This is a genomic window from Nocardia sp. NPDC006982 (genome assembly GCF_042869435.1).
Lineage (GTDB): Bacteria > Actinomycetota > Actinomycetes > Mycobacteriales > Mycobacteriaceae > Nocardia.
The window spans coordinates 221,318-244,545 of sequence record NZ_JBIAFV010000012.1 but is presented as its reverse complement, the minus strand read 5'-3'; the positions used below and the strand labels follow the sequence as shown (position 1 = coordinate 244,545).

The following is a 23,228-nucleotide window of genomic DNA, read 5'->3' as shown; positions in this document are numbered from 1 at the left end:
TTCACCGCCCTTCATCCGGTGCGGTGTCGTACACAGTCACCGAACCACCGGCCAGTACCGGAGCCAAGAGCAGGTACTGCGCGGTGGTCGGCCGACCGCCGACGATCGCGGCGGCGGCATCGAGTCCGCGTAGATTCGAATTCGGCTGGACGGGTTGATCCGTCGCAGCGGCAGGCGCGGTGATACCCGGAATCATGGGCAGCCCCGGAATACTCGGCAGTCCGGGGATACTCGGCAGTCCGGGGATACTCGGTAGCCCCTGTGCCGGAGCAATGGGCGCCGGTCCCGCGGCGGCCAACCGCTGCGGCATCAGCTGCGGCGGAAACTCCTGCGGCGGTGCGACATCCGGCACCGTACTACCGCCGCAGCGCGGACCGGCCATGGTGCCGTAGTGCGGACAGTCCTTGGCCGTGTACTGCTGGAACGGCGTGAAGCTGACATCCATCTTCCACACCATCTGCCGGCTCGGTCCGAATCCGAAGGTGGTGCGCACTCGGCGCAGCGCGGCATTGAAGTTGGCGGCGGTATCCGGGATGGCCTGCGGGTCCCTGGCCAGACCACCGAACAGGCCGTCGAGTCCGACGACCAAATCCTTCCCGGCGTCCGGATTCCGCGCGAACAGCGAGTTGACCGAGTCGACCGCGCCGCTGGCATTGGTCAGCAGTGCGACGAGGTTGTCGCGCCGCTCGGTGAGCGTGCGTGCGGTGGTCACCGAATCCGACAGCACGCCGACCAACTCCGGCGCCGAAACGCTCAGCGCCGTCACGGCCCGGCCGAGGTTGCCGAGCAGATCGCCGATGCCGGGAGTCGCGTGCACCTGGGTGAGCCAGGTATCGAGACGCTCGATAGTGGAACCCGGCACCCGCGCGGCGGGATCGAGCGCGTCGGCGAGGGTTGCGAGCACCCGGCCCAGCTTCTCCGGCTGGATATGGTCGAGCACATCGCGCAGCACACTGAGCGTGGTCTGCAACTGCACGGTGCCTTCGCTGGTGTCCTCGGGAATCCGGGCCCCCGCCCGCAGGGTTTCGGTGGCGTGCCCGTTGTCGACGAGTTCGATGGCGGTCACGCCGAAGATATTGTTGGGGATCACCCGGGCCATGACATTCGCCGGAATAAAGCCCGCCACAGCCGGTTTCAGATCCAGAGCGGCATCTTGACGTTCACCCTTGGCGACGACATCGACACCGGCCACGGTACCGACGACCATGCCGCGGAACTTCACATCGGCATGGGCCGGCAGCCCGTCACCGGTACTGGTGAGCACCGCGACAACCGAGACCTTGTCCTGGAAATAGCCGGTATAGCGCAGGCCGAGCAGGTACAGCAGCAATGCGGCCGCCGTGGTCATGGCTATACCGGCGAGCGTGAGTTGACGTGCGGTGGGTCCGCGCCCACTTGGATCGAGCAGCATCGCCACCTACCCCGAAATCCGGAATCCGGGGTCGATGCCCCAGATCGCGAGGGTCAGAAACAGATTCACGAACACCATGACGACGATCACCATCTTGATCGCGCGGCCGGCCGCATGGCCGACGCCTTCTGGACCACCGGTGGCGATATAGCCGTAGTAGCACTGGATGAAGGTCGAAATGAGTACGAACACCACGACTTTGACGACCGAGAACAAGACGTCGATACCGTTGAGGAACTGGAAGAAGTAGTGGTCGTAGGTGCCGGCGGAGGTGCCGCCGAGGAACAGCACGGACAGCTTGGTCATCAGATACGCAACGGCGAGACCGACGCTGTAGAGCGGGACGATGGTCAGTGTCGCGGCAATCATCCGCGTGGTCACCAGATATGGAAGTGGCCGGATGGCAATGGATTCCAGCGCATCGATCTCCTCGGAGATCCGCATCGCACCCAGCTGCGCGGTGAATCGGCAGCCCGCCTGGATGGCGAAGGCCAAAGTCGCGAGGATCGGGCCGATTTCGCGCGTCGTCGCGAAACCGGAGATCGCGCCGGTCAGCGGATTCATGGTGAGCAGATTCAGCGCGGTGTAGGACTCCATGCCGACGGTGATCCCGCCGAATCCACACAGGATGATGACCACACCGACCGTGCCGCCGCCGACAATGAGCGAACCATTGCCCCAGCCCACATCGGCGGTCAGCCGCAGCACTTCCTTGCGATAGTGCCTGAGCACGAACGGAATTGCCGCCACCGCTCGGCAGAAGGTGATCCCCTGGTGACCGAGCCGCCGGTTGGCCTGGACCGGCACGATGGCGACCGCGCCGACCGCGCGAAACGGCTTCAGCGCGGGCGGGGTATATCGGGTGCCCATCTCAGATCACCTTCGCCGGGAACAGCGTGTTGTAGATCTGGGTGATGATGATGTTCGTCGCGAACAGCATCAGCGCCGAATTGACCACCGCCGCGTTCACCGAGTTGGCGACCCCACCTGGACCGCCCTTGGTGTGCAGTCCGATATCGCAGGCGATGATTGCGGTCAGCGCACCGAAGATGGCCGCCTTGACCAGTGCGATCACCAGATCGTTCGCCACCGCGAAGGAAGCGAAAGTGCTGATGAACGAGCCTGCCGTGCCGCCCTGGGCGTACACGTTGAACATATAGCCGGTGGCGAAGCCGACGAACACCACGAATCCGCACAGCAGGATGCTGACCAGGATCGCGGCCAGCAGTCGCGGCGCGACCAGTCGGCGCACCGGATCGACGCCCATCACCATCATCGCGTCGATCTCCTCGCGAATGGTGCGGGAGCCGAGATCGGCGCAGATGGCCGAACCGACCGCGCCCGCGATCATCAGCGAAGTGACCAGCGGCGCACCCTGCCGAATGATGCCGAGACCGCTGACCGCTCCGATAAAGGTCGTCGCACCGACCTGATTCACCAGCGCACCGACCTGGATCGACACGACAACGGCCACCGGGATCGCGACGAATACGGTCGGTGCGGCGGAGACGCTCGCCATGAACGCGCACTGCTTGATGAACTCGTGGAATGGGAAGCGGCGCACGAACATCGCGCGCAGCATCTCGATGAAGGCATCGCGCATGAGCCGAACCTGGCGACCCAAGGTCTCCAGCGACCGCTGCGGATGCCGTTGCCACAGACCCTTCAGATCCTCGACGGCCCGCTCCAGATCTGTTGGCTCAGTCGGCCTTTCGGTGAGTCGAGTGCTCATGCCGACTCGCTGAGTTGATGCTGCAGCAGGACGAGAAGATAGCCGACCACGGCGATACCGGCGACGGCGGTGCTGAGCACGGCGAGCCAGAGCCCGAACCGCAGCACCGGATTGACTTTCATACGCCCCACGAGGATCTTGACGCCGATCACCAAGATGTCGATGAGCGAAACCAAGATCATCATCAGGTCATGCACACATTCGAGAAGGTGAGCACCGGCCAGCACACGACCGAGCCGAGGAAGGATATGACCACGTCGATGCCGTGCATGCGGTGCAGATGGCTGGTGTGGGTCAGCGTCCAGATGAGGCCGACGAGCCCGTATGGAATGGCGAGAATGATGATGGTGCCGAGGAATTCGGAGACCTTCATCTCGTAGCTGAATATTCGATCCAGCTTCTTGAGCATGCGCCTGTGTCCTTTCCCCCGCCGCCTGAGCAGCACAGCCGGACACACGCCGGGGCGCGGTATCGCTGCGGCGCGAGTGCGGCCGATCACGCTGCGATCGGTCGGGTATGGGTGCGTATGTTACGCATGATTCCTTCGGTTACGGAAGAACTTCAGAACACTTAGTTCAGCGAATCTCGATATAGAACCCAGTACAGCCAGCTAGAGTCTGCGCTCAAGGAAGAGAATCTTTAGTAACATAACTGATCGCTGACCTACCTCGGGCCGGTTCGACACAGGAGCGTTCGATGACGAGTAACGCGGACTTCTGCGGCAATCCAGCACACCACGGCGACAGCGACGGACCGATGGCCGATCCACACTGCCGCATCCACGAGTAGAAGAACCCGATCCGAGCGCTACCCCGAGTAGGCGTGCCACATCTGGTCGGCTATTGCTTCGATGTCAGAATGCTTCGGCACCCAACGCAATTGGTCAACCGCCTTGGCCGGATCAGCGACCAGCGAACTCGGCTCCGGCGCCGCCGGGCGATGGATGAGCGCCACGCGTCGTCCCGACACCTTTTCCACAGCGGCAACCACCTGGCGGACGCTCGTGCCCCGGCCGCTGCCGATGACGTACCTCTCGGTCACGCCCGGCGGTGGCAGGTGTTCGAGCCCGGCCACGAACGCGTTCGCGGCATCGGCCACGTGCACATAATCACGGACCGTCGTCCCGTCGCCGTTGACCTCCAACGACTCATTCCGCGCCGCAGCGGTGAGCACCCTCGGAATGAGCCGAGCGGGATCCGGATCGCGGCCGCCCGCCACATTCAACAGCCGAAGAACGACAGCGGCGGCATCGTGGGCTTCGACGGCCGTTTCAGCCGCCAGCTTGCTGCTCGCGTAGGGGTGCGGCGGGTTATCGGGCAGATCCTCGGCAATCGGCCGACCGCCCACGTCGCCGTAGATCGCACCGGTCGAGGCGAATACGAACCGGGGCACCTCGGCGGTCGCCATGGCATCGAGCAGGGCGATGGTCCCGACGGTGTTGACCCCGAAGTACCGGAGGGGGTCGGTCATCGACTCCCGCACCCGGGTAAGCCCGGCCAGATGACACACCGCATCTACGCCGTCGACCGCACGTCGAAGCGCGACGGGGTCGAATAGGTCGGCATCGCGAATATCGGTGGCATGCAAGATGTCTGGTCGCTCCGCATGCGCCATGGCGACAGCATCGTGCCCGGCCGCCAGCAAGGCCGAAACGACAGCTGTGCCGAGGTAACCCGCCGCTCCCGTGACAAGTACGCGCATGGCGCGAGCCTATGGAAGGCCCTGGTCGGCTACCGGATCGGGTAGCGACGGTCGATGATGTCGAACATGTTGGGTTGGCCTGCTCGGTAGAGTTCGCGGTCGACGAGTTTGAGCGGTTCCCAGAGGGGCATGGTGAAGCGCGGGGTGACGGTGGCGAGTCCGGCCGGCGAGCCGGAGGCGTGCAGGATGGCATTGGCGGCGAGGCGGCCGCCTTCGTTCGCGCCCTCCATACAGGCGACATTCATGCCGGTCTTGATCCAGTCGCCTGCGAGGAAGAGGTTATCGATCGCGGTAGCGGCGTCGGGGCGGTCGGACCAGGAGCCCGGGTTCTGGATGAAAATGGCATCGTCGTAGGCGATTTCGGGTGTACCGGCGTCGGTGAGGGCCGGGTCGATCATCCAGGAGTGCAGCATTTCGTCGGCGAGCTGGATTTCGCCGTCGTCATTGACGTGCGCCTTGATCTGCGCCCAAGTTTCGCGGGCGATCTCCTCGGGGGTGCACTGCTTGGCGGTCTTGCGGTTGAAGGTGCCCGGCTCCTCCCATTCGGAAATGATGGCGGACAACACATCCTGGGCACTGCCGTCGCCGTAGGTGGTCACTGGACGTCGCCAGAACTGGGCCTCGCTGATCGAGGTCAAGCCCCAGGGCGCATCGTTGTAGCCGACGTGCCCGTTGGCCAGATCGACACGTTTACGCAGGAAGAACTGGATGCCGACCATCCAGGCGGCCTGCAGGTTCCGGATCCGCTCGAGATTCGGATCGGCCGCCGCCATATCGTCGGTGAGTACGTCGGGGAACTTGTCGAGCGGGATTGCGGAGAGGTAATAGTCGGCCTCCACCCGACGACGCGCGCCGCCCTGGTCGGTCACGGTGGCCGAGGTGAGATGCGCGCCATCGCTGTCGAAACCCGAAAGGCGCTGGCCGAGTTCGAAAGTCACGCCGATCGAGCGCAGATAGTCGATCCACGGATTGATCCACGCCTCGCTGGTCGGGCCGTTGAGCACGCGGTCGTTGCCCTTGCCGTCGCTGTCGTTGTTCAGGTTCAACACCGACCACACGTACTCCTCACCGACCAGTCCGATCGAATGTGCGCTGCAGTTACGGGATTTGGTGGCGACGAGCTCGCGGATGAAGCCGTCGCCGAGGAAACGGTTGTATTCCGGGGACGAGTTGTCCAGGCGCGCGAAATCGGTCCAGGTCATCCGCTCCCACTGCCCCAACTTGCGCTCGGTGCTGCTCGAGACGTAGACGGCCAAGCGTTCCGCGGCGAAGACCGCTTCGTGCAGCGGCAGCCGGAACAGCGATTCGAAGACCGATGCGACCGAGTCGATGAATCCCTTGGGAGTCATCGGGAATTGCGAGAACGGCAGCGGGAACGGCAGGGGGACGGTGAGATTGCGCCGGTCCATGCCCGCGATCATGGCCGCATTGAGTCGGACGAGGTTGTCCCACACACCGTTCGCATTGCCGGGGAAGGGGATTCGACGCAGCGTATCGGGTAGATTGTGATAAAAGCCGAAGAAGCTGCGGAATCCGTGTTCGCCGGGTAGGTCGTCGGCATAGATGCTGCGGGTCTTGCCACCGAAAGCACCGAGCTTCTCGTACACCGTGACCGCGAAACCGCGTTCGGCAAGTTCGTGCGCGGCGGTCAGACCCGCCGGACCCGCGCCGAAGACCGCCACGGACCGGCCCGGCTGGGCGCTGGCCCGACCGCCGGTGGGCGCCAATGTCATGGCGGCGGCGACACCGCCGGCCACGGCGGCGTTCCTCATGAATGTTCGTCGCGACTGCTTGGTCCGCATGCTGAATCTCCCGACCATCCGGCCTGCCACGTCCATGTGAGCCGCGCACAGGCGCCTGCGATGTCGCAAGATGTTACTGACTATTCTTTCGCCAGGAGGCGGTTTCAGTGATGTATCGCTGAACGAAATCATGGATGATCATTCCAAGGTCACCCACTCACAGCCGTCGCCGCGCCGCGACGATGTTTCTAACGATTCTCCTGCGGACAGAGAGCGTGCGAGAGTATGGTCGACAGATCGGGCCTGGCTTTCGGCGACTTGGTGTAGGCGCAGGTCACCGCCCGACCCTCCGGTGTCGCGCCGGAGACCGTGAGGAATCCGTATATGCCGCCGGTGTGCCCGACATACTCTGCGCCACAGGGCAGGTGAGTGGAGCCGATGCCGAGTCCGTAGTTCATATCCGCCTGCCCCATCGGCACACCGGTCCGCATCTCCCGCAGTTCGGCGGCCGGGACGACCTGTCCGGCCAGCAGTGCTTGATAGAAGCGATTCAGATCGTCGCCGGTGGAGACCATTCCGCCCGCACCCTGCGCCTGCAACTCCCCGGTCGATCATTCACCGCCTACCGACTCCCGTCGCGCACACTGCTTCCCGGAGCCCAACCCGGCACGATCATGTTCGACGCGAACCCGGACTTGGCCGACGCCCGCGAGCCACTTCCCCGGCACGAGGACCTGTGGGACATCCTGCGCGATGACTACTGGGCCGCCCTCCTCAGCGCAGCCGATCACCCAGACCCGTTGGAGCCGTGACTCATATGACTCGACTTCCGCGAAACGAAATCTGCCCGTCTGTCAGTGCGCTGCTCGTTGCCTTCCACCAAGACACGTGGTTCGAGCTCGAACTCGCCCCGTCGGACAGCCGCCCGCTGTGTGAACTCGCGGACGGTCGCTGTGTGAGGTCGGGGAAGACGGATGGCTCGAGGCTCCGGACAGCCGCTACGATTCAATGCTTGCGTTGGAGCACACTCCAGCTTCTAGAGTTCGGGGCATGACCAACACACAGGCCTCTACCAGCAATGATCGTTTCGAGCGCGGACTGGAGCTGCTTCGGCAGGTCGGCGGGCAGGAGCGGCCCGCGGTGCTGGACAGTCTCGCGGATATCGCACCGGACCTGGGGCGGCTGACCGTCGAATTCGGGTATGGCGACATTCTCTCGCGGCCGGGGTTGACGTTGCGGCAGCGGCAGCTGGCGACGGTGTCGGCGCTGGCTGCGATGGGAAATGCCGCGCCGCAGTTGCGATTCCACATCGACGGGGCGCTGAATGTGGGATGCACGCGGGAGGAAATCGTAGAGACGCTGATCCATGTCAGCGTGTATGCGGGGTTCCCTGCCGCGCTGAACGGACTGGGCGCGGCGCGCGAAGTGTTCGACGCCCGTACCGATCTCCCCGCACCGGCCGAACCGGCACCCGCACCGACGGGTGACCGGTTCGAGCGCGGAAGCGCCAAGCTCGCCGAGATCGACGGGCACGCAGGCGAACAGGTCATCGCCTCGCTGCGCGATATCGCCCCGGATCTAGGGCGCTACATCATCGAGTACAGCTTCGGCGATATCTACTCGCGTACCGGACTGGATCTGAAGACCCGTGAGATGGTCACCGTCGCCATGTGCACCGCGCTCGGCACGGTGGCGCCGCAACTGGGCGTGCACATCCACGGCCTGCTGAATGTCGGCGGCACTCAGAGCGAGGTCGTCGAAATCATCACGCAGATGGCGGGTTACGCCGGATTTCCGGCCGCACTCAACGGAATCACAGTGGCACGAGCGGTTTTCGCGGAGCGCTCGGGCGACTGACGCGCCTCGGCTGGCAGGTAGCGCCCGTCGATACGCCTCGGCAATAACGTTTGCCCCCATGGCCTTTCGACCCATCCCGGTGCGGCGCTGTCTGCGGATGAGCGCCGCACCGGAACCCCCATCAGGGCCGCGGGCTATCTCTCAGCAGTGCGTCGGAAGCAGTGCGCGGAGGCGGCCAGATATTGGCGGCAGCGGGCGCCGTGTCCAGCATGAACGGAGAGGATGAAACGAGCCCGGTCATCACTGAGACCCACCGGCTCTTGATTGCAATCGCGGCTCTGTACCAGCCACAATTCCCGGATATCCGAATGCAAAACGTCCATTGTTCACCTCCGCCGAAGAGATAAGTGCACCCGGCACCGGCAGCGCCACCGGAACCCGCCGTCGACGCTGTGGATCGGAACAGCGTCGGGACCGTGCGTCGGGTTCCGGAGAGCCGGCACCCCCGAAAGGGTTTGGGGTACAACCCGGTGCCGGGTACCACTTCAGCGTGCACGTTGCGATTCGGTGGATAACAGAGCCGAATGCGATAAATGCGAGTAATTTCCGATTGAATCAGCCTGGTACGAGGGAGCGGGACCTATGGTTGAGGTCGACTGGACCGGCGAAGACGTACTCGCTCTTCGCGTGGCGATGAAGCGAAGTCGCTATGAGTTCGCACGCCTGGTGGGCGTCACCCCGCGCACCGTGATCTTGTGGGAGAACGGCCGGACAACCCGGATGCATGCCGCAAGCAGGCGTTTGCTCGATCGAGTGCTCTCGGAGGCCGATACGGTCGTCGTCGCGCGATTCGAGCGCGCGATCGCGGGACCGACGGCGGTCCGCGATGCCGAAGACACGAGCGCGGCGCTCGATCGGATACAGCTCGGTAGGGACATCGGGCTCGACAAGGAAGTCGAGGATGACGACGTGAGAAGGCGATTGCTGTTGGCCTGCATCGGTGCGGGCCTGGCCGGTCAGGCGGCCGACATGGTCGCGAGCGAACCGGAGAAGATGCTCGCCACCCTGGACGCGGGCTCGATGAGCGAACGGCGGCTCGGCCTGCTCGAGCAATCCGTCGAGGCCCTGGGCGCCCGCGTCGTGCAGGTGCCGCCGCACGAGTTGCTGCAGGCCACGCTCGACCAATTCCGCGCGGTCCGCGGCTGTCTCGCGGAGCGGCAGGCGACCCATCATCAAATCCGACTCGTCCGTACAGCCGGGCGCCTGGCGAATGTAGTCGGCGAAATTCTGTTCAACGAGGGACATTTCGGCCAGGCCCGATTGTGGTACACCACCGCAATTCACGCCGCACAGGACATCGGCGATCGCTATTCCGAGGACATCGCACTGGCTGGATTGTCGTATTTACCAACCTATAGCGATAACCCGAAGGAAGTTTTGAACCTGCTCAGCCCTCGCCTCGAAGAAAATCCGGGCAACGGTCCGGCGGCGGCCTGGTTGTGGGGAATGGCAGCCCGCGCGCACGCCAGCCTCGGTAATTCCGACGGCTTCGCCCGCTGCATCGCGAGGTCCGAGCAGGCGCTGGAAAATATTCCTGCGGAACAACTCTCGATCGGCATCTTTTCCTTCCGCCCGGAGAAGCTCGCCTTCTATCAGGCCATCGGCTACTCCCGATTGGGCCGCACCGAGCAGACCGCCCTGGCATCCGAGCGAGCTATCGGGCTCTACGACCCGAGCGAAACGATGGAACCCGCACTGGTGCGGTTCGAACACGCCACCGCGTTGCTGGCCTCGGGCGAGGTGGACGAGGCCTGCGCGGTGGCGACCCGCGCGATCACCAATGGCCACACCTACGTCGGCCTCACCGTCACCAAGCGCGCGAAACAATTCGATACCGCGCTGTCGGGTTTCCAGGGTCGCGCGGTCGCCGATTGGCGCGAGCAGGCTCGGATGATCGTCGATACTCCACGCACCCGGGCTTGAGGGGGTAGGGCGCACCAGCCGGCAGGGGGGATGTACGAGCCGGCGCGCCCTACCTATTCAGTTGGCCTCGGGCTGCATCGCGGTAATGAGTGAATTGGGACGCATATCCAGCCAATGGGATTCGACGTACTTCAGGCAGGAGCGACGCGCGGCTGCGCCGTAGGCGATGGTCCAGCCGCCGGGGACGGCGGCGAAGATCGGCCACAGGGAGTGCTGGCCCTCGGCGTTGGTCAGGACGTAGAACTGGGCGTCATCGTCATCGAACGGGTTGGTCATCTGGCCGGCCTTCCTGGTGGGAGAGTTCAGGCCCGGTCGGCGTGCGCCAAGACATTGGTCAGGACGTGGCCGATGCGGGCAAGGGCGGATGCGGAGGTCATGCGCCAGTGCGTGGCCTGGACGGCGTGGTTGTGCACGGTGCCGTCGACGGCGTCGGACCAGCCGGCCGCGCCAGTGGCCCCGGTGGGGTCGTCGAGTGCGGCGGTGAAGTAGACGAGATTGCCCTTATAGGGCCGTGGGCGGTAACGGGTGATGAGCTCCAGTGAGTGCGTGCCCGCGTCGAGGAGTCGGCCGAGCCGGTCGATTCCGAAGGATGCGAACGGCTCCGGAAGTTCGGCGATGCGCCGGGCGAGCCGGGTGCGATCTAGTTCGGCATCGGTATCGTCGGCCTGTGCCCCGAGTAGTCCGCCGAGCAGATCGGCCATGGGTACCGACGCCGTCTCGTCCACCGTGATGTGCAGCGGGCTGTCCATCATTGCCAGCAATGCGACATGTTGGCCTTGGTCCTGTAATTGGTTCGCGACGGCGTGCGCGAGTACACCGCCGAGCGACCAGCCGAGCAGGTGGTAAGGGCCCTCGGGCTGTACGGCACGGATTTCACGGACGTAGTGACCGGCCCAGTCCTCGATGGAATCCGGTAGCGGGGCTGCCGAATTCAGCACCGGCGACTGGATGCCGTAGATGCCGCGCTCCGCATCGATATATGCGGCCAGACCCGCGAACGACCAGGCGACGCCGCCGACCGGGTGGATGCAGAACAGCGGTTCGCGAGAACCTTCGGGGCGCAACGGCAGTAGGACATCGAAGGGCGCGTGCGCGTCGACGCGGCCGCGGCCGGAGCGGTGCAGTTCCAGTTGTGTGATCAGGTCCGCGGGTGTCGGCGCTGCGAACAGCCATACCACCGGGATCTGTTCGGCGAGTGCGGTACTCAGCTGGGTGGCCAGTCGGGTGGCCAATAGTGAATTACCACCGCGTTCGAAGAAGTTGTCCTCCATGCCGATTCGCTCGACCTCCAGCGCCCCAGCGAAGACGGTGCAGACCAGCAGCTCCAACTCCGTCTCCGGAGCCCGGAATTCTCTGGTGCGCAACTCGGGCTCGGGCAGTGCGCTCCGGTCGACTTTGCCATTGGCGTTGAGCGGCAGGGCATTCAGTTGGATCAGCACGGTCGGAACCATGTAGCTCGGCAGGGTTTCGGTCAGTGCGGATCGCAGCGCATTCGGATCGAGCGGCTCGGTGGCGGTGAAATACCCGACCAGCAGGTCGCCACGATGGGCGATGACGACGGTCTCGGCGACCCCCGGACGTGAGCGCAGCGCGTGCTCGATTTCGGCGAGTTCGATGCGATAGCCGCGGACCTTCACCTGGAAGTCGCGGCGCTCCACATATTCGAGGTTGCCGTCCGTACCCCAGCGGACCATATCGCCGGTTCGATACAACCGGGTGCCCGGTGCGCCGAATGGGTTGGCCACGAACCGTTCCGCACTCAGGTCGGGCCTGCCGTAATAGCCGCGGGCCAGCTGCGCGCCGCCCAGGTACAGCTCACCGGTTACACCCGTCGGCACCGGATGCAGCCGGTCGTCGAGTACGTAGACCTGGTTTCCGGATTCCGGTGTGCCGATGGGGACGACCGTCTGGCGGATACCGCTGCCGGCGCGGAAGCGGGTAACCGAGACCGCTGCCTCGGTGGGGCCGTACAGGTTATCGATCCTGGCGGCGGTGAGTGCGCCGATCCGATCGATTGTCGCGGCGGGCAGTGCCTCGCCGATGACGAGCAGTCGTCGCAGCGATCTCGGCAGTCGCTGGTCGCCGCTGACCTCGGCCAGCATGGCCAGCAGCGATGGCACCAGCGTCACCGTGGTGACCGAGGCGCGTCGGATCAGATCCAGCACGCTCACCGGATCACGTTGTGCGCCTGGTGATGCCAGTACAACTCGGGCACCGGTGCGCAGTGCCCACCAGTACTCCCAGACCGAGAGATCGAAGGCGGCCGAGGTCATCAGCAGCGTGGCGTCGTTGGCTTCGAGGGCGTATTCCGTTTGCAGCCAGGACAATTGGTGTGCGACCGCAGCATGCGGGACGACGACGCCCTTCGGGGTTCCGGTCGATCCCGAGGTGAAGATGACATAGGCGGGGTGTACGGGAGTCAGCGTGGACCGCCGCTCCTCAGCACGAATCGGACTGCTGTCGAGGACACCGGCGGCAACCGAGATATCCAGCACCACATAGTGATCCGCCACCGACTCGGGCAGCATCGGCCGCTCGTCCGAGGTCAGCACCAGTGCCGGGTTGGCGGCGGCGAGTACGCTCGCGGTCCGGTCGAGCGGGTGGGCCGGATCGAGCGGGACATACGCGCCGCCCGCGGTCACCACCGCGTACATTGCGACCAGCAGGTCGACACTGCGCGGAATGGCCAGGGCCACCAGCGATTCCGGGCCGATGCCACGACCGATGAGCGCGCGGGCGAGTCGGTTCACCCGCGATGCGAACTGACCGTAGGTGACCGTTACTGCGTCATCGACAATCGCCACCGCATCAGGCGTCTCGGCGACCTGCGCCTCGAAGGCCGCGATGAGGGTGGTGGGAGTGAATTCGTGTTCGGTCCGATTCCAGGACACCAGTATCCGGTCGCGTTCGGCGGTGTCCAGTAGCGCCAGATCTCCGACCGGCAGCTGCGGTTCGGCGCAGACGGCGGCCAGCAGGCGTTGCAGTCGTCCGGCGAAACCGGCGACCGTGGCTTCGTCGAACAGTACGGCGGCATAGGTGATCGATGCGGCCATGCCTGCCGCATTTCCATCCGGGCCGTAGCGGTCGGTGACGACCAGGTGCAGGTCGAATTGCGATATCTCGGAGTCGAAATCGACTGTGGTAGCGGTCGATCCGTCCAGTGCGAATTCTGCCGCGGCCTGGTTGTGGAAGGAGAAGCCGACCTGGAACAGCGGATGCCGTGCGGTCGAGCGCTCCGGATTCAGCACCTCCACCAGCCGCTCGAATGGTACGTCGGCGTTGGAGAAGGCGGCGACATCCGCGGTGCGCACCCGATCCAGGAGTTCGGTGAAGCCGGTAGCCGCGTCCACCTCGGTGCGGAGCACGAGTGTATTGACGAACATGCCGACCACATCGTCGAGTTCGGCCGCACCACGGCCCGCGACGGGAGTACCGACGGCGATATCGGCGCTGCCGGACAGGCGGGCCAGCAGTACCGCGAAGGCGGCGTGCAGGACCATGAACAGTGTCGCCCCGGTGTTCCGGCCCAAATCCGCCAATCGCGCCTGCATGTCGGCGTCGATGGTGAAATCGACATGCCGACCGCGGGTGGAGACGATGGCGGGTCGGGGGCGGTCGGAGGGGAGGGTGAGTTGTGCGGGCAGTCCGGTGAGGGTTTCGGTCCAGAACCCGAGTTGCTGGGAGATCAGCGAATCCGGATCGGCCTCGCTGCCGAGCAGGTCCCGTTGCCAGCGGCTGAAATCCGCGTATTGCACCGGCAGCGGGGTCCACTCCGGCGGAATGCCGTGCTTACGTGCGGCATAGGCGGTCATCACGTCACGTGCCAGCGGTACCAATGACGAGCCGTCCGCGGCGATGTGGTGTACGACCACGACCAGCACGTGCTCACCGAGAGCTGTCGAGCCTGTCTCTGGACGGAACAGCCTGGCGCGCAATGGAACCGAGTCGGTGACATCGAATCCGCCACCGACGAAATTCGCGACCGCGGATGTCAGATCGTCGACGAGCACCGGAATCGGGGCCAGCACCGGCGCTCCCGCGTCGGCCATCGGCAGAACAACCTGTACCGGGCCGCTTTCGTGCTGCGGGTATACGGTGCGCAGCACTTCATGGCGTTCGACCACGTCAGTGATGGCCGCATTGAGTGCGGTGACATCGAGATCGCCGGTGAGTCGCACTGCCAGTGGGATGTTGTAGGCGGTGGACTGGCGGTCGAGACGGTTGAGGAACCACATGCGCTGCTGTGCCAGCGAAAGCGGGACCGGATCGGTGCCGGTGCGCCGGGTCAGCGCCGGACGTGCACGCGGCGCAGTGGTGTCGAGAGCGGCGGCCAAGGCCGATACGGTCGCGTTCTCGAAGACAAGTCGCACGCCGACCGAGGTGCCCGATCGAGCGCCCAGTCGTGCGGCCAATTGTGTTGCGGTCAGGGAGTTCCCGCCGACCGCGAAGAAGTCGTCGTCGAGCCCGACAGCTGCCAGGCCGAGCACCTCGGCGAAGACCTCCGCCACGATCCGCTCGGCGGCCGTCTCCGGTGCGCGGAAGGTCGCGGTACGGAACTCGGGTGCGGGCAGTGCCTTGCGGTCCAGCTTGCCGACCGGGGTCAGCGGGATCTCGTCGAGAACCATGATGGCGGCGGGCACCATATAGGCGGCCAGGGAACGCGCGGCGAACGCGTTGAGCTCGGCAGTGTCGATCGCTCGGTCAGCTACCACATACGCGACCAGCGAAACCGAACCTGCGGCGTCGGTGTGCCCGATCGTCACCGCGAATTCGACGCTCTCGTGGGCCGAGAGCACCGCGTCGATCTCACCGAGTTCGATGCGCAGACCGCGCACCTTCACCTGATGGTCGGCACGTCCGACGTACTGGACAGCGCCGGATGCGGTCCAGCGCACCAGATCACCGGTCCGGTACAGCCGCCCGCCCGCCGGGCCGTAGGGATCGGCGACAAAACGATCCGCCGTAAGTCCCGGACGCACGTGATATCCGCGAGCCAGACCCGGCCCGCGCAAGTACAGTTCGCCGGTCACCCCATCCGGGACGGGTTGCAATCGCGTATCGAGCACCACCGCGGACATGCCGTGAATGGTGGTGCCGAGATCGAATTCGCCGGGCCGCAGCGGTGCGCTGATATTGGTGATGATCGTGGTCTCGGTCGGACCGTAGGTGTTGTGGAACGCACGCCCGGTTCCCCAGCGTCGCACCACATCGGGGCCGTACGACTCACCGCCGACGGTCAGGTGGGTGAGTTCGGGGAGTTCGTCGGGGTCCAGCGTTTGCAGCACGGCCGGGGTGATGAAGGCGTGGGTCACCCGTTGCTCCCGGATGAGCGCGGTCAATTCCGCACCGCCGTAGACACCGGCCGGAGCGATCACCAGTGCGGCGCCTGCGGGCAGGGCCAGCAAGAGTTCGAGCATGGAGGCGTCGAAACTGGGCGATGCCACGTGCAGGACGTGGGATGTCGCGGTGACCTGGTAGCGATCCCGCTGTGCGCGCGCCACTCCCGCAAGGCCGCCGTGGGTGGCGATTACGCCCTTCGGGGTGCCGGTCGAACCCGAGGTGTAGATCATCCACGCGGGATTGGCCACGCGCACCGGACGGATCAGCTCATCGGGAGCAAGGGGTGCCGCGCTCGAATGCCGCATGCGGGCGGCCGTGGCCGGTGCGTCGAGCACCAGCCATTCGGCGGCACCGGGCAGTGCCGGGCGGCATGCGGTGAGCGTAAGGCCCACGGCGGCACCGGAATCCGACAGCATGTATGCGATGCGATCTGCCGGATACGTCGGGTCGACCGGGACGAAGGCCGCACCGGTCTTGGCCACCGCCCAGACCGCGAGCACGGATTGCGCGGAACGCGGGATGGCCACGGCGACGAAGTCCTCGGCACCGATGCCGTGCCCGATCAGCATTCTGGCCAGGCGGGACGAGTGCTCGTCCAGTCCGCGGTAGGTCAGCTCACCGTCGTCCGAAAGCAGCGCGAGCGCATCGGGATCCATTGCCACGGCGTCGGCCATCAGCTCGGCGAGAGTATGCGGCGGCACCAGTTCATCGCCGCGCCTGCCGAGGAGTTCGCTACGTTCGGCCGGAGTGAGCACATCGATGGCGCCGATCGGCGCGGATGGATTCGCGGTGAGTGCGCCGATTACACGGCCGAACCGGCGAAGCAGTCCGGTGGCGGTTGTTTCATCGAAAAGATCGGTCGCGTAGTCGAGTTCGACCGCCAGGTGACCGTTGCTGTCGAGTTCTGCCGCAACGGTGAACTGGAGATCGAAGCGCGCCACCGGTGCATCGAATTCGACAGCCGCCAGCTCCAGGCCCGGCAGCGTGAATTCCTCCGTGCCGGTATTCAGATAGCTCAGCGCCACGGTGAACAACGGATGCTTGGACTGTGACCGCTCGCTGCCGAGTTCATCGACGACGCGCTCGAACGGCACGGTCGCATGGGCGAACGCGGCCAGATCGTTTGTTCTGGTCTCGTCGAGCAGATCGGTGAACGAACGGGCCGGGTCCGGATATGTGCGCAGCACCAGGGTGTTCACGAACATGCCGACCAGGTCGTCCAGCGCCGCCGCGCCGCGGCCCGCGACCGGGGTGCCGATGGTGATATCGCCTGAGCCCGACAGCCGGGCCAGCAATACGGCAAGTGCGGCGTGCACCACCATGAACGGTGTCGCGTTGTGCCGCGCGGCAAGTTCATTGATGCGGGCGCCGACACCACCGCCGATGCGGGCGCGCACCGTGCCGCCACGCTTGGAAGCGACAGCCGGGCGTGGCCGATCGGTGGGCAGTGCCAGTTCTTCCGGCAGGTCCCGCAGCGCTTCGGTCCAGTAGGTGAGTTGTTCGGCGGCAACCGAATCCAGCTCGGCCGTCTGCCAGAGTGCGTAATCGGCGTACTGTGCGGAGAGCTCCGGCCAGACCGGGGTCGCGCCGACCACTCGGGACAGATAGGCCGACAACAGGTCTCGCAGCAGCGGACCCATCGAATAGCCGTCCGCCGCGATGTGGTGCAGCACGGCGACGAGCACATGGCTGGTCGCGTGCTCCCGCAGCAGTATCGCGCGCACCGGCACCTCGGTGGTGATATCGAAGCCGGTGCCCAGGAAATCGGCGATTCGCTCGTCCACCGAGCCGGGGGTCTCGACCACGAGGGATACCGGGGCCGGTTCGGCGGGCAGGATCACCTGGTGGCCGATGCCGTTCGCATCGGCCGGATATACCGTGCGCAGCGCCTCGTGACGGGCGATCACATCCGTGAACGCGGCACTCAGCGCCGCCTCGTCCAACTCGCCTGCGATGCGCACCGCGACCGGGATATTGTGGGCGGCCGAGTCCGGGTCGAGCCGGTTGAGGAACCACATGCCGCGCTGTACCGGCGCGAGCGGAATGCGCTCGGGGCGTGGCCCGGCGATCAGTGGTACGACCCGGTCATGTGCGTGCGCGGCCAGGCGCGCCGCGAAGGCGTGCACGGTGGGCGCCTCGAACAGCAACCGCACGGGCACCCGACCGAGCCGCTCGCCGAGCCTTGCCAGGACTCGGGTGGCGATGAGTGAGTTGCCACCGAGGTCGAAGAAGTTATCGTCGGCACCGATCCGCGACCGCGCGAGTACCGCCTCGAATGCCTCGGCCACCAACCGTTCGGCCGGGGTGACCGGGGCACGGTAGGCGACGCTGTCGAATACCGGCGCCGGCAATGCCTTTCGATCCAATTTGCCGGAGGCGTTGAGCGGGAAGGCAGCCAGTACGACAATCGCCGATGGGACCATGTAGGACGGCAAGGCATCCACCGCGGCCGCCAGAACTGCCGCGCGCACATCTTGTGCATCACTCACCACATAGCCGACGAGTCGGTCGCCGACCACACCGGCCGCGGCCTGCGAAACACCGGGCACCGCCGCGAGTACCGCCTCGATCTCCCCGAGCTCGATGCGCTGGCCACGGAACTTCACTTGGAAGTCGGCGCGGCCCAGGTACACGAGTTCAGGGGTGCCGCCACTGGTGTCCCAGCGGACCAAGTCGCCGGTGCGGTACATGCGTTCGCCCGCAGGTCCGAACGGGTTCGCTACGAAGCGGTCCGCCGTCAGATCGGGCCTGCCGTGATAGCCGCGGGCAAGTTGGGTGCCTGCGAGATACAACTCCCCCGCGACCCCTGGCAACGTCGGTCGTAGCCGGGAATCCAGCACGTACACGCGACTGTTCCATTCCGGATTGCCGATCGGCATGACGGTGCGTTCGATTTCACCGGTGACGTCGCGGTAGGTGATGCTCACCGCGGCCTCGGTCGGGCCGTACAGGTTGTGCAGGCGCGCGGAACTCACCGCGCCGAAGGCACGGACGGTCTCGGCGGGCAGTGCTTCACCGATGACGAATGCCGTGCGCAATGTGTCGAGGTCGGCGGCGGTTCCGACATGTCTCGCGAACTCGCTCAACATCGATGGCACGAAATCGGTGACGGTCACGCCGTATTCGGCGATCGCTTCGGCGAGGTAGCCGGGATCGCGGTGACCGTCCGGGGTGGCAAGCACCAGCGTTGCGCCGATGCGAAGCGGCAGGAAGTAACCCCAGAGTGAGACATCGAAGGTGGTCGCCGTCTTTTGCAGGTACACGTCTTCGGCGATCAGCTGGTATTCGGACTGCATCCACGTCATCTGGTTGACGATCGCGGCGTGGGAGACGCTGACGCCCTTGGGTTTACCGGTCGAACCGGAGGTGAAGATCACATAGGCCGGGTTCTGCGGGTGAATCGGCGCGGTTCGCTCGTTCACCGCGATCGGGTCGTCGGCATAGTCGACCAGCGCGACGGTATCGACACACACTGTCGCCCCGGCATATCCGAAGTCCTGACGATCACTTTCGGTGGTGAGCAGTGCAATAGGTGCGGCGGTGTCGATGATGTGGGCGATGCGCTGGGCAGGATGGTCGGGGTCGATCGGTACATAGGCGCCGCCCGCCTTGAGCACCGCGTACATGGCGACCACGAGATCGATCGAACGCCGAATCGCCAATGCCACCAATGACTCCGGCCCGACACCGGTCGCGATCAGATGTCGAGCCAGCTGGTTGGTCGTGCGGTCCAGTTCGCCGTAGGTCATGGTGGTTCCGTCGAAGACCAAGGCGATCTCGTCCGGTGTCGCGGCGGCCTGCTGCTCGAATTCGTCGAGCAGCATTTCCGCGACGAATGCGGTGTGCGCGGAATCGTTCCATGCGGTCACCACCCGTTCCAGCTCACCGGTCTCGAACAGATCGATATCGCCGACCACCTGTTCCGGGTCGCCGATGACCGCGCCGAGCAGCCGGGTCAAGCGTGCGCCGAAGATCGCGATGGTCGACTCGTCGAAGAGGTCGGTGGCGTAGGTGAAGCGCAGCGCGTCGTCGGCGACGGTCACTTGCAAATCGAATCGTGTTGTCTCGTAATCGATCTCATATTCGTCGACGGTCACACCGGCCAGCTCCACCGATACGGGAGTGAGATTCTGGAAGAACAGCGCGACCTGGAACAGCGGATGCCGTGCCTCGGAGCGCGGCGGATCCAACACCTCGACCAGCCGCTCGAACGGCACATCGGCATTGGCGAAGGCATCCAGGTCAGCGTCGCGGACCCGACGCAATACGGCGGCGAAGGAGTCCGAGCCCGCCACCTCGGTGCGCAGCACCAGTGTGTTGACGAACATGCCGACGAGGTCATCGAGGGCGGCGGCGCCGCGGCCCGCGATCGGTGCGCCGATGGCGATGTCATCCATGCCGGACAGTCGCGCGAGCAAGCTGGCCAGCGCGGCATGGACGACCATGAACGGGCTGACGTCGTATCGGGCGGCGATGACGGTTATGCCGTCGCGGATGTCGGCATCGAGCCCGATGGTGGTGCTCGCGGCGACGTGACCGGCAATGGCGGGACGCGGCCGATCCGAGGGCAGATCGAGCTGAGCGGGTAACCCGCCGAGTACGCGGCTCCAGTAGCGCAGTTGCTGTGCGGCCACCGATTCCGGATCGTCCTCGGCTCCGAGGATCTCGCGTTGCCAGAGGGCGTAATCCGCATACTGCACACGCAGTCCTGTCCACGCCGGTGCGGTACCGGTGGCCCGTGCCGCGTATGCGGTGGCGATATCGCGCGCCAGCGGAGCCATCGAGAAGCCGTCCGCCGCAATGTGATGCACCACGAGGGCGAGTAGGTGCTCGCGTTCCGACAGGGTGGCCAGGCCGATGCGCAGCGGTATTTCGGTAGTGACGTCGAAAGGTGTGGCAACCAGTTCCACCAGTGCCGACGAATCCAGCTCGAGGATTTCGGGCGTCGCGTCCAGAATCCGTTGGTAGCCGGTGCCATCGACATCCGGATATACGGTGCGCAGGGTTTCATGCCGGGCGACGACATCGGCCAGCGCGGCGGCGAGCGCATCGGAGTCGAGATCTCCGGTGAGCCGGATCGCGACCGGAATATTGTTCACTGTCTCGCCGGGATCGAAGCGGTTGAGGAACCACATCCGCTGCTGTGCGGGGGAAAGCGGAATCAAGTCGGGGCGTTGGCGCGCGGTGAGCTCCGGACGACCGCCGGTGCCGGTGAGCAGTGCGGCGCGAGTGGCTATTCCGGCAACGGTCGGTGCCTCGAACACCATCCGCACGGGGACTTCGGCATCCAGCGCGGCACCGAGCCGGGCCGCCAGCTGAGTGGCGATCAGTGAATTGCCGCCGAGTGTGAAGAAGTTGTCGTCGGCGCCGATTCGCTCGATGCCGAGCAGTTCGCCCATGATCTCGGCAACGGCCAGTTCGGTCTCGGTCGAGGGAGCTCGGTAGGTGGCAGTCTCGTATACGGGAGCCGGCAGCGCGGCGCGATCGAGCTTGCCGGAGGTATTGAGCGGGAGAGCATCGAGCACGACGAAGGCAGACGGCACCATATAGGCGGGCAGTGCGGCGTCCAGTTCGGTGCGCACGTCGTCGGTATCGACCGCGGGGTCGGCCACCAGGTAGGCGACCAACTGATCGCCTAGTCGCTCGTCGCTACGCACCACGACGACGGCCTGCTCGATGACATCCAGTGCGGTGAGCGCGGATTCGATATCGCCGAGTTCGATGCGCAACCCGCGCAGCTTCACCTGGAAGTCGGTGCGGCCCAGGTACTCCAGCTCGCCGTTCGCAGTCCACCGGGCCAGGTCACCGGTGCGATACATCCGCTCACCCACGCCGAGGGGATTCGCGACGAAACGTTCAGCGGTCAACTGCGGCCGACGTATATAGCCGAGCGCCAATTGCTCACCCGCGAGGTACAGCTCACCGGGCACACCCACCGGCACCAGCCGCATCCGAGCATCCAGCACCAGCAATCGGGTATTGAACACCGGCTTGCCGATCGGCACCGACTCCGCATCGGCATCGGTCACCTCGTGGAAGGTGACATCGACCGCGGCCTCGGTCGGCCCGTACAGATTGTGCACGCGGGCACCGATCAGCTCACGGGCTTGCTGTGCGGTCGATGCGGGCAGCGCCTCACCTGAGGCGAATAGCGCTCTCAGCGTCAGACATTCGCGCACACCGGGTTCCGCCAGGAATACCGCGAGCATCGAAGGCACGAAATGCGCGACGGAGATTCCTTCATTGCCGATCAACCGCGCCAGATAGGCCGGATCCCGGTGACCGTCCGGCCGCGCGAGCACCAACCGCGCTCCGATCTGCAACGGCCAGAAGAACTCCCAGACCGAGACATCGAAAGTCGCTGGGGTCTTCTGTAATACCGCGTCATCGACGTGGAGCCCATACTCGGACTGCATCCACACCAAGCGGTTGACAATCGCGGCATGCGACACCGCGACGCCCTTGGGACGGCCGGTCGAACCAGAGGTGAAGATGACATACGCGGGGTGGTCTGGCAACAGCACGCCGAGACGATCCTTTGCGGTCAGCGGCGCGGGTGAATATCTCGTCAGCTCCAGACGATCGATCCGAACCTGGCGTGCCGTCACAGCTTCCAGATCACTACCAGTGGTCAGCACCCACACCGGGCGCGCTGTCTCGAGCACATATGCGATCCGGTCGGCCGGATGGTCGGGATCGAGCGGCAGATACGCGCCACCGGCGACAGTGACCGCATACATGCCGATCACCAAGTCGAGCGAGCGCCGTATGCCGAGCGCGACAACCGAATCCGGGCCTACGCCATGCCCGACCAGCCATCGCGCCAGCCGATGGACCCGGCCCGCGAACTCGGCGTAGGACACACTGCGCCCCTCGAACGTTACCGCGGTCGCCTCGGGTGTCCGCAGTACCTGTTCCTCGAACAGCGAAACCAGAGTCTGTGACCGGTTTATCGCGAACGAAGTGTCGTTCCAAAGATTGAGCAGAGACAGCTCGTTACGGTCCAGCAGCTCGATATCGCCGACGCGTACGGCGGAATCGGCCACCACAGCCTCGAGTAAGCGCATGAAGCGGGCCGCGAACGATTCGACCGTCGCCCGGTCGAACAGATCCGTCGCGTAGCGCATGACGGCACGCAGCGCGGTACCGTCGCCCTCCGCGAGTTCGAGCGCGAGGTCGAACTGGGCGACCTGATTGTCGATGGGATACGCGGCGACCTCGAGCCCGGGTAGGCGCAACACCGTATCGTCACGATGCTCGAAGGTGAGCAATGTCTGCACGATCGGCGAATGCGCCTGCGAACGCATCGGATTCAGCTCGTCGACCAGTCGCTCGAACGGCAGATCGGCATGTGCGAATGCTCGGACATCGGTGGCACGCACCCGGGCGAGCAGTTCGGCGAAGGTTGCCCCGGCCACGACCTCGGTGCGCAACACCAGCGTGTTGACGAACATGCCGACCAGATCATCCAGCGCCGCCTCGGCGCGGCCCGCGACCGGGGTGCCGATGGCGATATCGTCCA

13 protein-coding genes (1 of these 13 cut by a window edge) are annotated in these 23,228 nt (G+C 65.3%); 3 read left to right on the top strand and 10 right to left on the bottom strand.

The genetic code is table 11. The features are described 5' to 3' along the window. Position 1: 1 nt before the first annotated feature. From ACFYOW_RS35740 to ACFYOW_RS35705, 8 genes are all read right to left on the bottom strand, one after another. Positions 2–1,411 carry an MCE family protein gene (locus ACFYOW_RS35740; protein ID WP_387294447.1) on the bottom strand — a complete coding sequence of 470 codons (1,410 nt, stop codon included), beginning with the start codon at positions 1,409–1,411 and terminating at the stop codon, positions 2–4. Positions 1,412–1,417: 6 nt separating this feature from the next. Then, on the bottom strand, positions 1,418–2,281 hold the full coding sequence (locus ACFYOW_RS35735; RefSeq protein WP_063037045.1) for an ABC transporter permease: 864 nt from the start codon (positions 2,279–2,281) through the stop codon (positions 1,418–1,420). Between the two features lies 1 nt (position 2,282). Then, positions 2,283–3,143: an MlaE family ABC transporter permease gene (locus ACFYOW_RS35730; protein WP_387294446.1), complete on the bottom strand. Its 861-nt coding sequence runs from the start codon at positions 3,141–3,143 to the stop codon at positions 2,283–2,285. After that, the gene (locus ACFYOW_RS35725) at positions 3,140–3,328 is read right to left on the bottom strand and encodes a hypothetical protein (protein ID WP_387294445.1); all 189 of its coding nucleotides are present in this window, start codon (positions 3,326–3,328) and stop codon (positions 3,140–3,142) included. Before ACFYOW_RS35725 ends, ACFYOW_RS35730 begins: the two co-directional genes overlap by 4 nt. Then, positions 3,328–3,552 carry a hypothetical protein gene (locus tag ACFYOW_RS35720; RefSeq protein ID WP_387294444.1) on the bottom strand — a complete coding sequence of 75 codons (225 nt, stop codon included), beginning with the start codon at positions 3,550–3,552 and terminating at the stop codon, positions 3,328–3,330. The genes ACFYOW_RS35725 and ACFYOW_RS35720 overlap by 1 nt, the downstream gene beginning before the upstream one ends. A 398-nt stretch (positions 3,553–3,950) precedes the next feature. Beyond that, positions 3,951–4,844, bottom strand: a complete 894-nt coding sequence (locus ACFYOW_RS35715) for an NAD-dependent epimerase/dehydratase family protein (RefSeq protein ID WP_387294443.1) — start codon at positions 4,842–4,844, stop codon at positions 3,951–3,953. 29 nt (positions 4,845–4,873) lie between these two features. Beyond that, positions 4,874–6,616 carry an FAD-dependent oxidoreductase gene (locus tag ACFYOW_RS35710; RefSeq protein WP_387294442.1) on the bottom strand — a complete coding sequence of 581 codons (1,743 nt, stop codon included), beginning with the start codon at positions 6,614–6,616 and terminating at the stop codon, positions 4,874–4,876. A gap of 218 nt (positions 6,617–6,834) precedes the next feature. Further along, complete coding sequence (locus ACFYOW_RS35705; protein ID WP_387294441.1) at positions 6,835–7,185, bottom strand: serine hydrolase; 351 nt, start codon at positions 7,183–7,185, stop codon at positions 6,835–6,837. Positions 7,186–7,260: 75 nt separating this feature from the next. Between ACFYOW_RS35705 and ACFYOW_RS35700 the strand changes: the two genes are divergently transcribed. The 3 genes from ACFYOW_RS35700 to ACFYOW_RS35690 all read left to right on the top strand — a co-directional run bounded on the left by ACFYOW_RS35700 (position 7,261) and on the right by ACFYOW_RS35690 (position 10,366). Further along, on the top strand, positions 7,261–7,398 hold the full coding sequence (locus ACFYOW_RS35700; RefSeq protein ID WP_387294440.1) for a hypothetical protein: 138 nt from the start codon (positions 7,261–7,263) through the stop codon (positions 7,396–7,398). A 238-nt stretch (positions 7,399–7,636) separates the two neighbouring features. Then, complete coding sequence (locus ACFYOW_RS35695; protein WP_387294439.1) at positions 7,637–8,443, top strand: carboxymuconolactone decarboxylase family protein; 807 nt, start codon at positions 7,637–7,639, stop codon at positions 8,441–8,443. Between the two features lie 582 nt (positions 8,444–9,025). Then, positions 9,026–10,366 (top strand): helix-turn-helix domain-containing protein, encoded by a 1,341-nt coding sequence (locus ACFYOW_RS35690; RefSeq protein ID WP_387294438.1) that lies wholly within the window; start codon positions 9,026–9,028, stop codon positions 10,364–10,366. A gap of 57 nt (positions 10,367–10,423) precedes the next feature. Here ACFYOW_RS35690 and ACFYOW_RS35685 read toward each other — a convergent pair whose 3' ends face one another. Together ACFYOW_RS35685 and ACFYOW_RS35680 are read right to left on the bottom strand one after the other, a co-directional pair. Further along, positions 10,424–10,642: an MbtH family protein gene (locus ACFYOW_RS35685; protein ID WP_040695737.1), complete on the bottom strand. Its 219-nt coding sequence runs from the start codon at positions 10,640–10,642 to the stop codon at positions 10,424–10,426. A gap of 26 nt (positions 10,643–10,668) precedes the next feature. Continuing rightward, a protein-coding gene (locus ACFYOW_RS35680; RefSeq protein WP_387294437.1) for a non-ribosomal peptide synthase/polyketide synthase crosses the window boundary here: on the bottom strand, positions 10,669–23,228 show its final stretch. 12,643 nt of this gene lie beyond the right edge of the window; the window shows 12,560 of its 25,203 coding nt (coding positions 12,644–25,203); the start codon falls outside the window, past its right edge; it ends in the stop codon at positions 10,669–10,671.

Bases quoted from the DNA above. Each gene is read 5' to 3' on its own strand.
- ACFYOW_RS35740 (WP_387294447.1), bottom strand. From the start codon at position 1,411: ATGCTGCTCGATCCAAGTGGGCGCGGACCCACCGCACGTCAACTCACG.
- ACFYOW_RS35735 (WP_063037045.1), bottom strand. From the start codon at position 2,281: ATGGGCACCCGATATACCCCGCCCGCGCTGAAGCCGTTTCGCGCGGTC.
- ACFYOW_RS35730 (WP_387294446.1), bottom strand. From the start codon at position 3,143: ATGAGCACTCGACTCACCGAAAGGCCGACTGAGCCAACAGATCTGGAG.
- ACFYOW_RS35725 (WP_387294445.1), bottom strand. From the start codon at position 3,328: ATGATGATCTTGGTTTCGCTCATCGACATCTTGGTGATCGGCGTCAAG.
- ACFYOW_RS35720 (WP_387294444.1), bottom strand. From the start codon at position 3,552: ATGCTCAAGAAGCTGGATCGAATATTCAGCTACGAGATGAAGGTCTCC.
- ACFYOW_RS35715 (WP_387294443.1), bottom strand. From the start codon at position 4,844: ATGCGCGTACTTGTCACGGGAGCGGCGGGTTACCTCGGCACAGCTGTC.
- ACFYOW_RS35710 (WP_387294442.1), bottom strand. From the start codon at position 6,616: ATGAGGAACGCCGCCGTGGCCGGCGGTGTCGCCGCCGCCATGACATTG.
- ACFYOW_RS35700 (WP_387294440.1), top strand. From the start codon at position 7,261: ATGTTCGACGCGAACCCGGACTTGGCCGACGCCCGCGAGCCACTTCCC.
- ACFYOW_RS35695 (WP_387294439.1), top strand. From the start codon at position 7,637: ATGACCAACACACAGGCCTCTACCAGCAATGATCGTTTCGAGCGCGGA.
- ACFYOW_RS35690 (WP_387294438.1), top strand. From the start codon at position 9,026: ATGGTTGAGGTCGACTGGACCGGCGAAGACGTACTCGCTCTTCGCGTG.
- ACFYOW_RS35685 (WP_040695737.1), bottom strand. From the start codon at position 10,642: ATGACCAACCCGTTCGATGACGATGACGCCCAGTTCTACGTCCTGACC.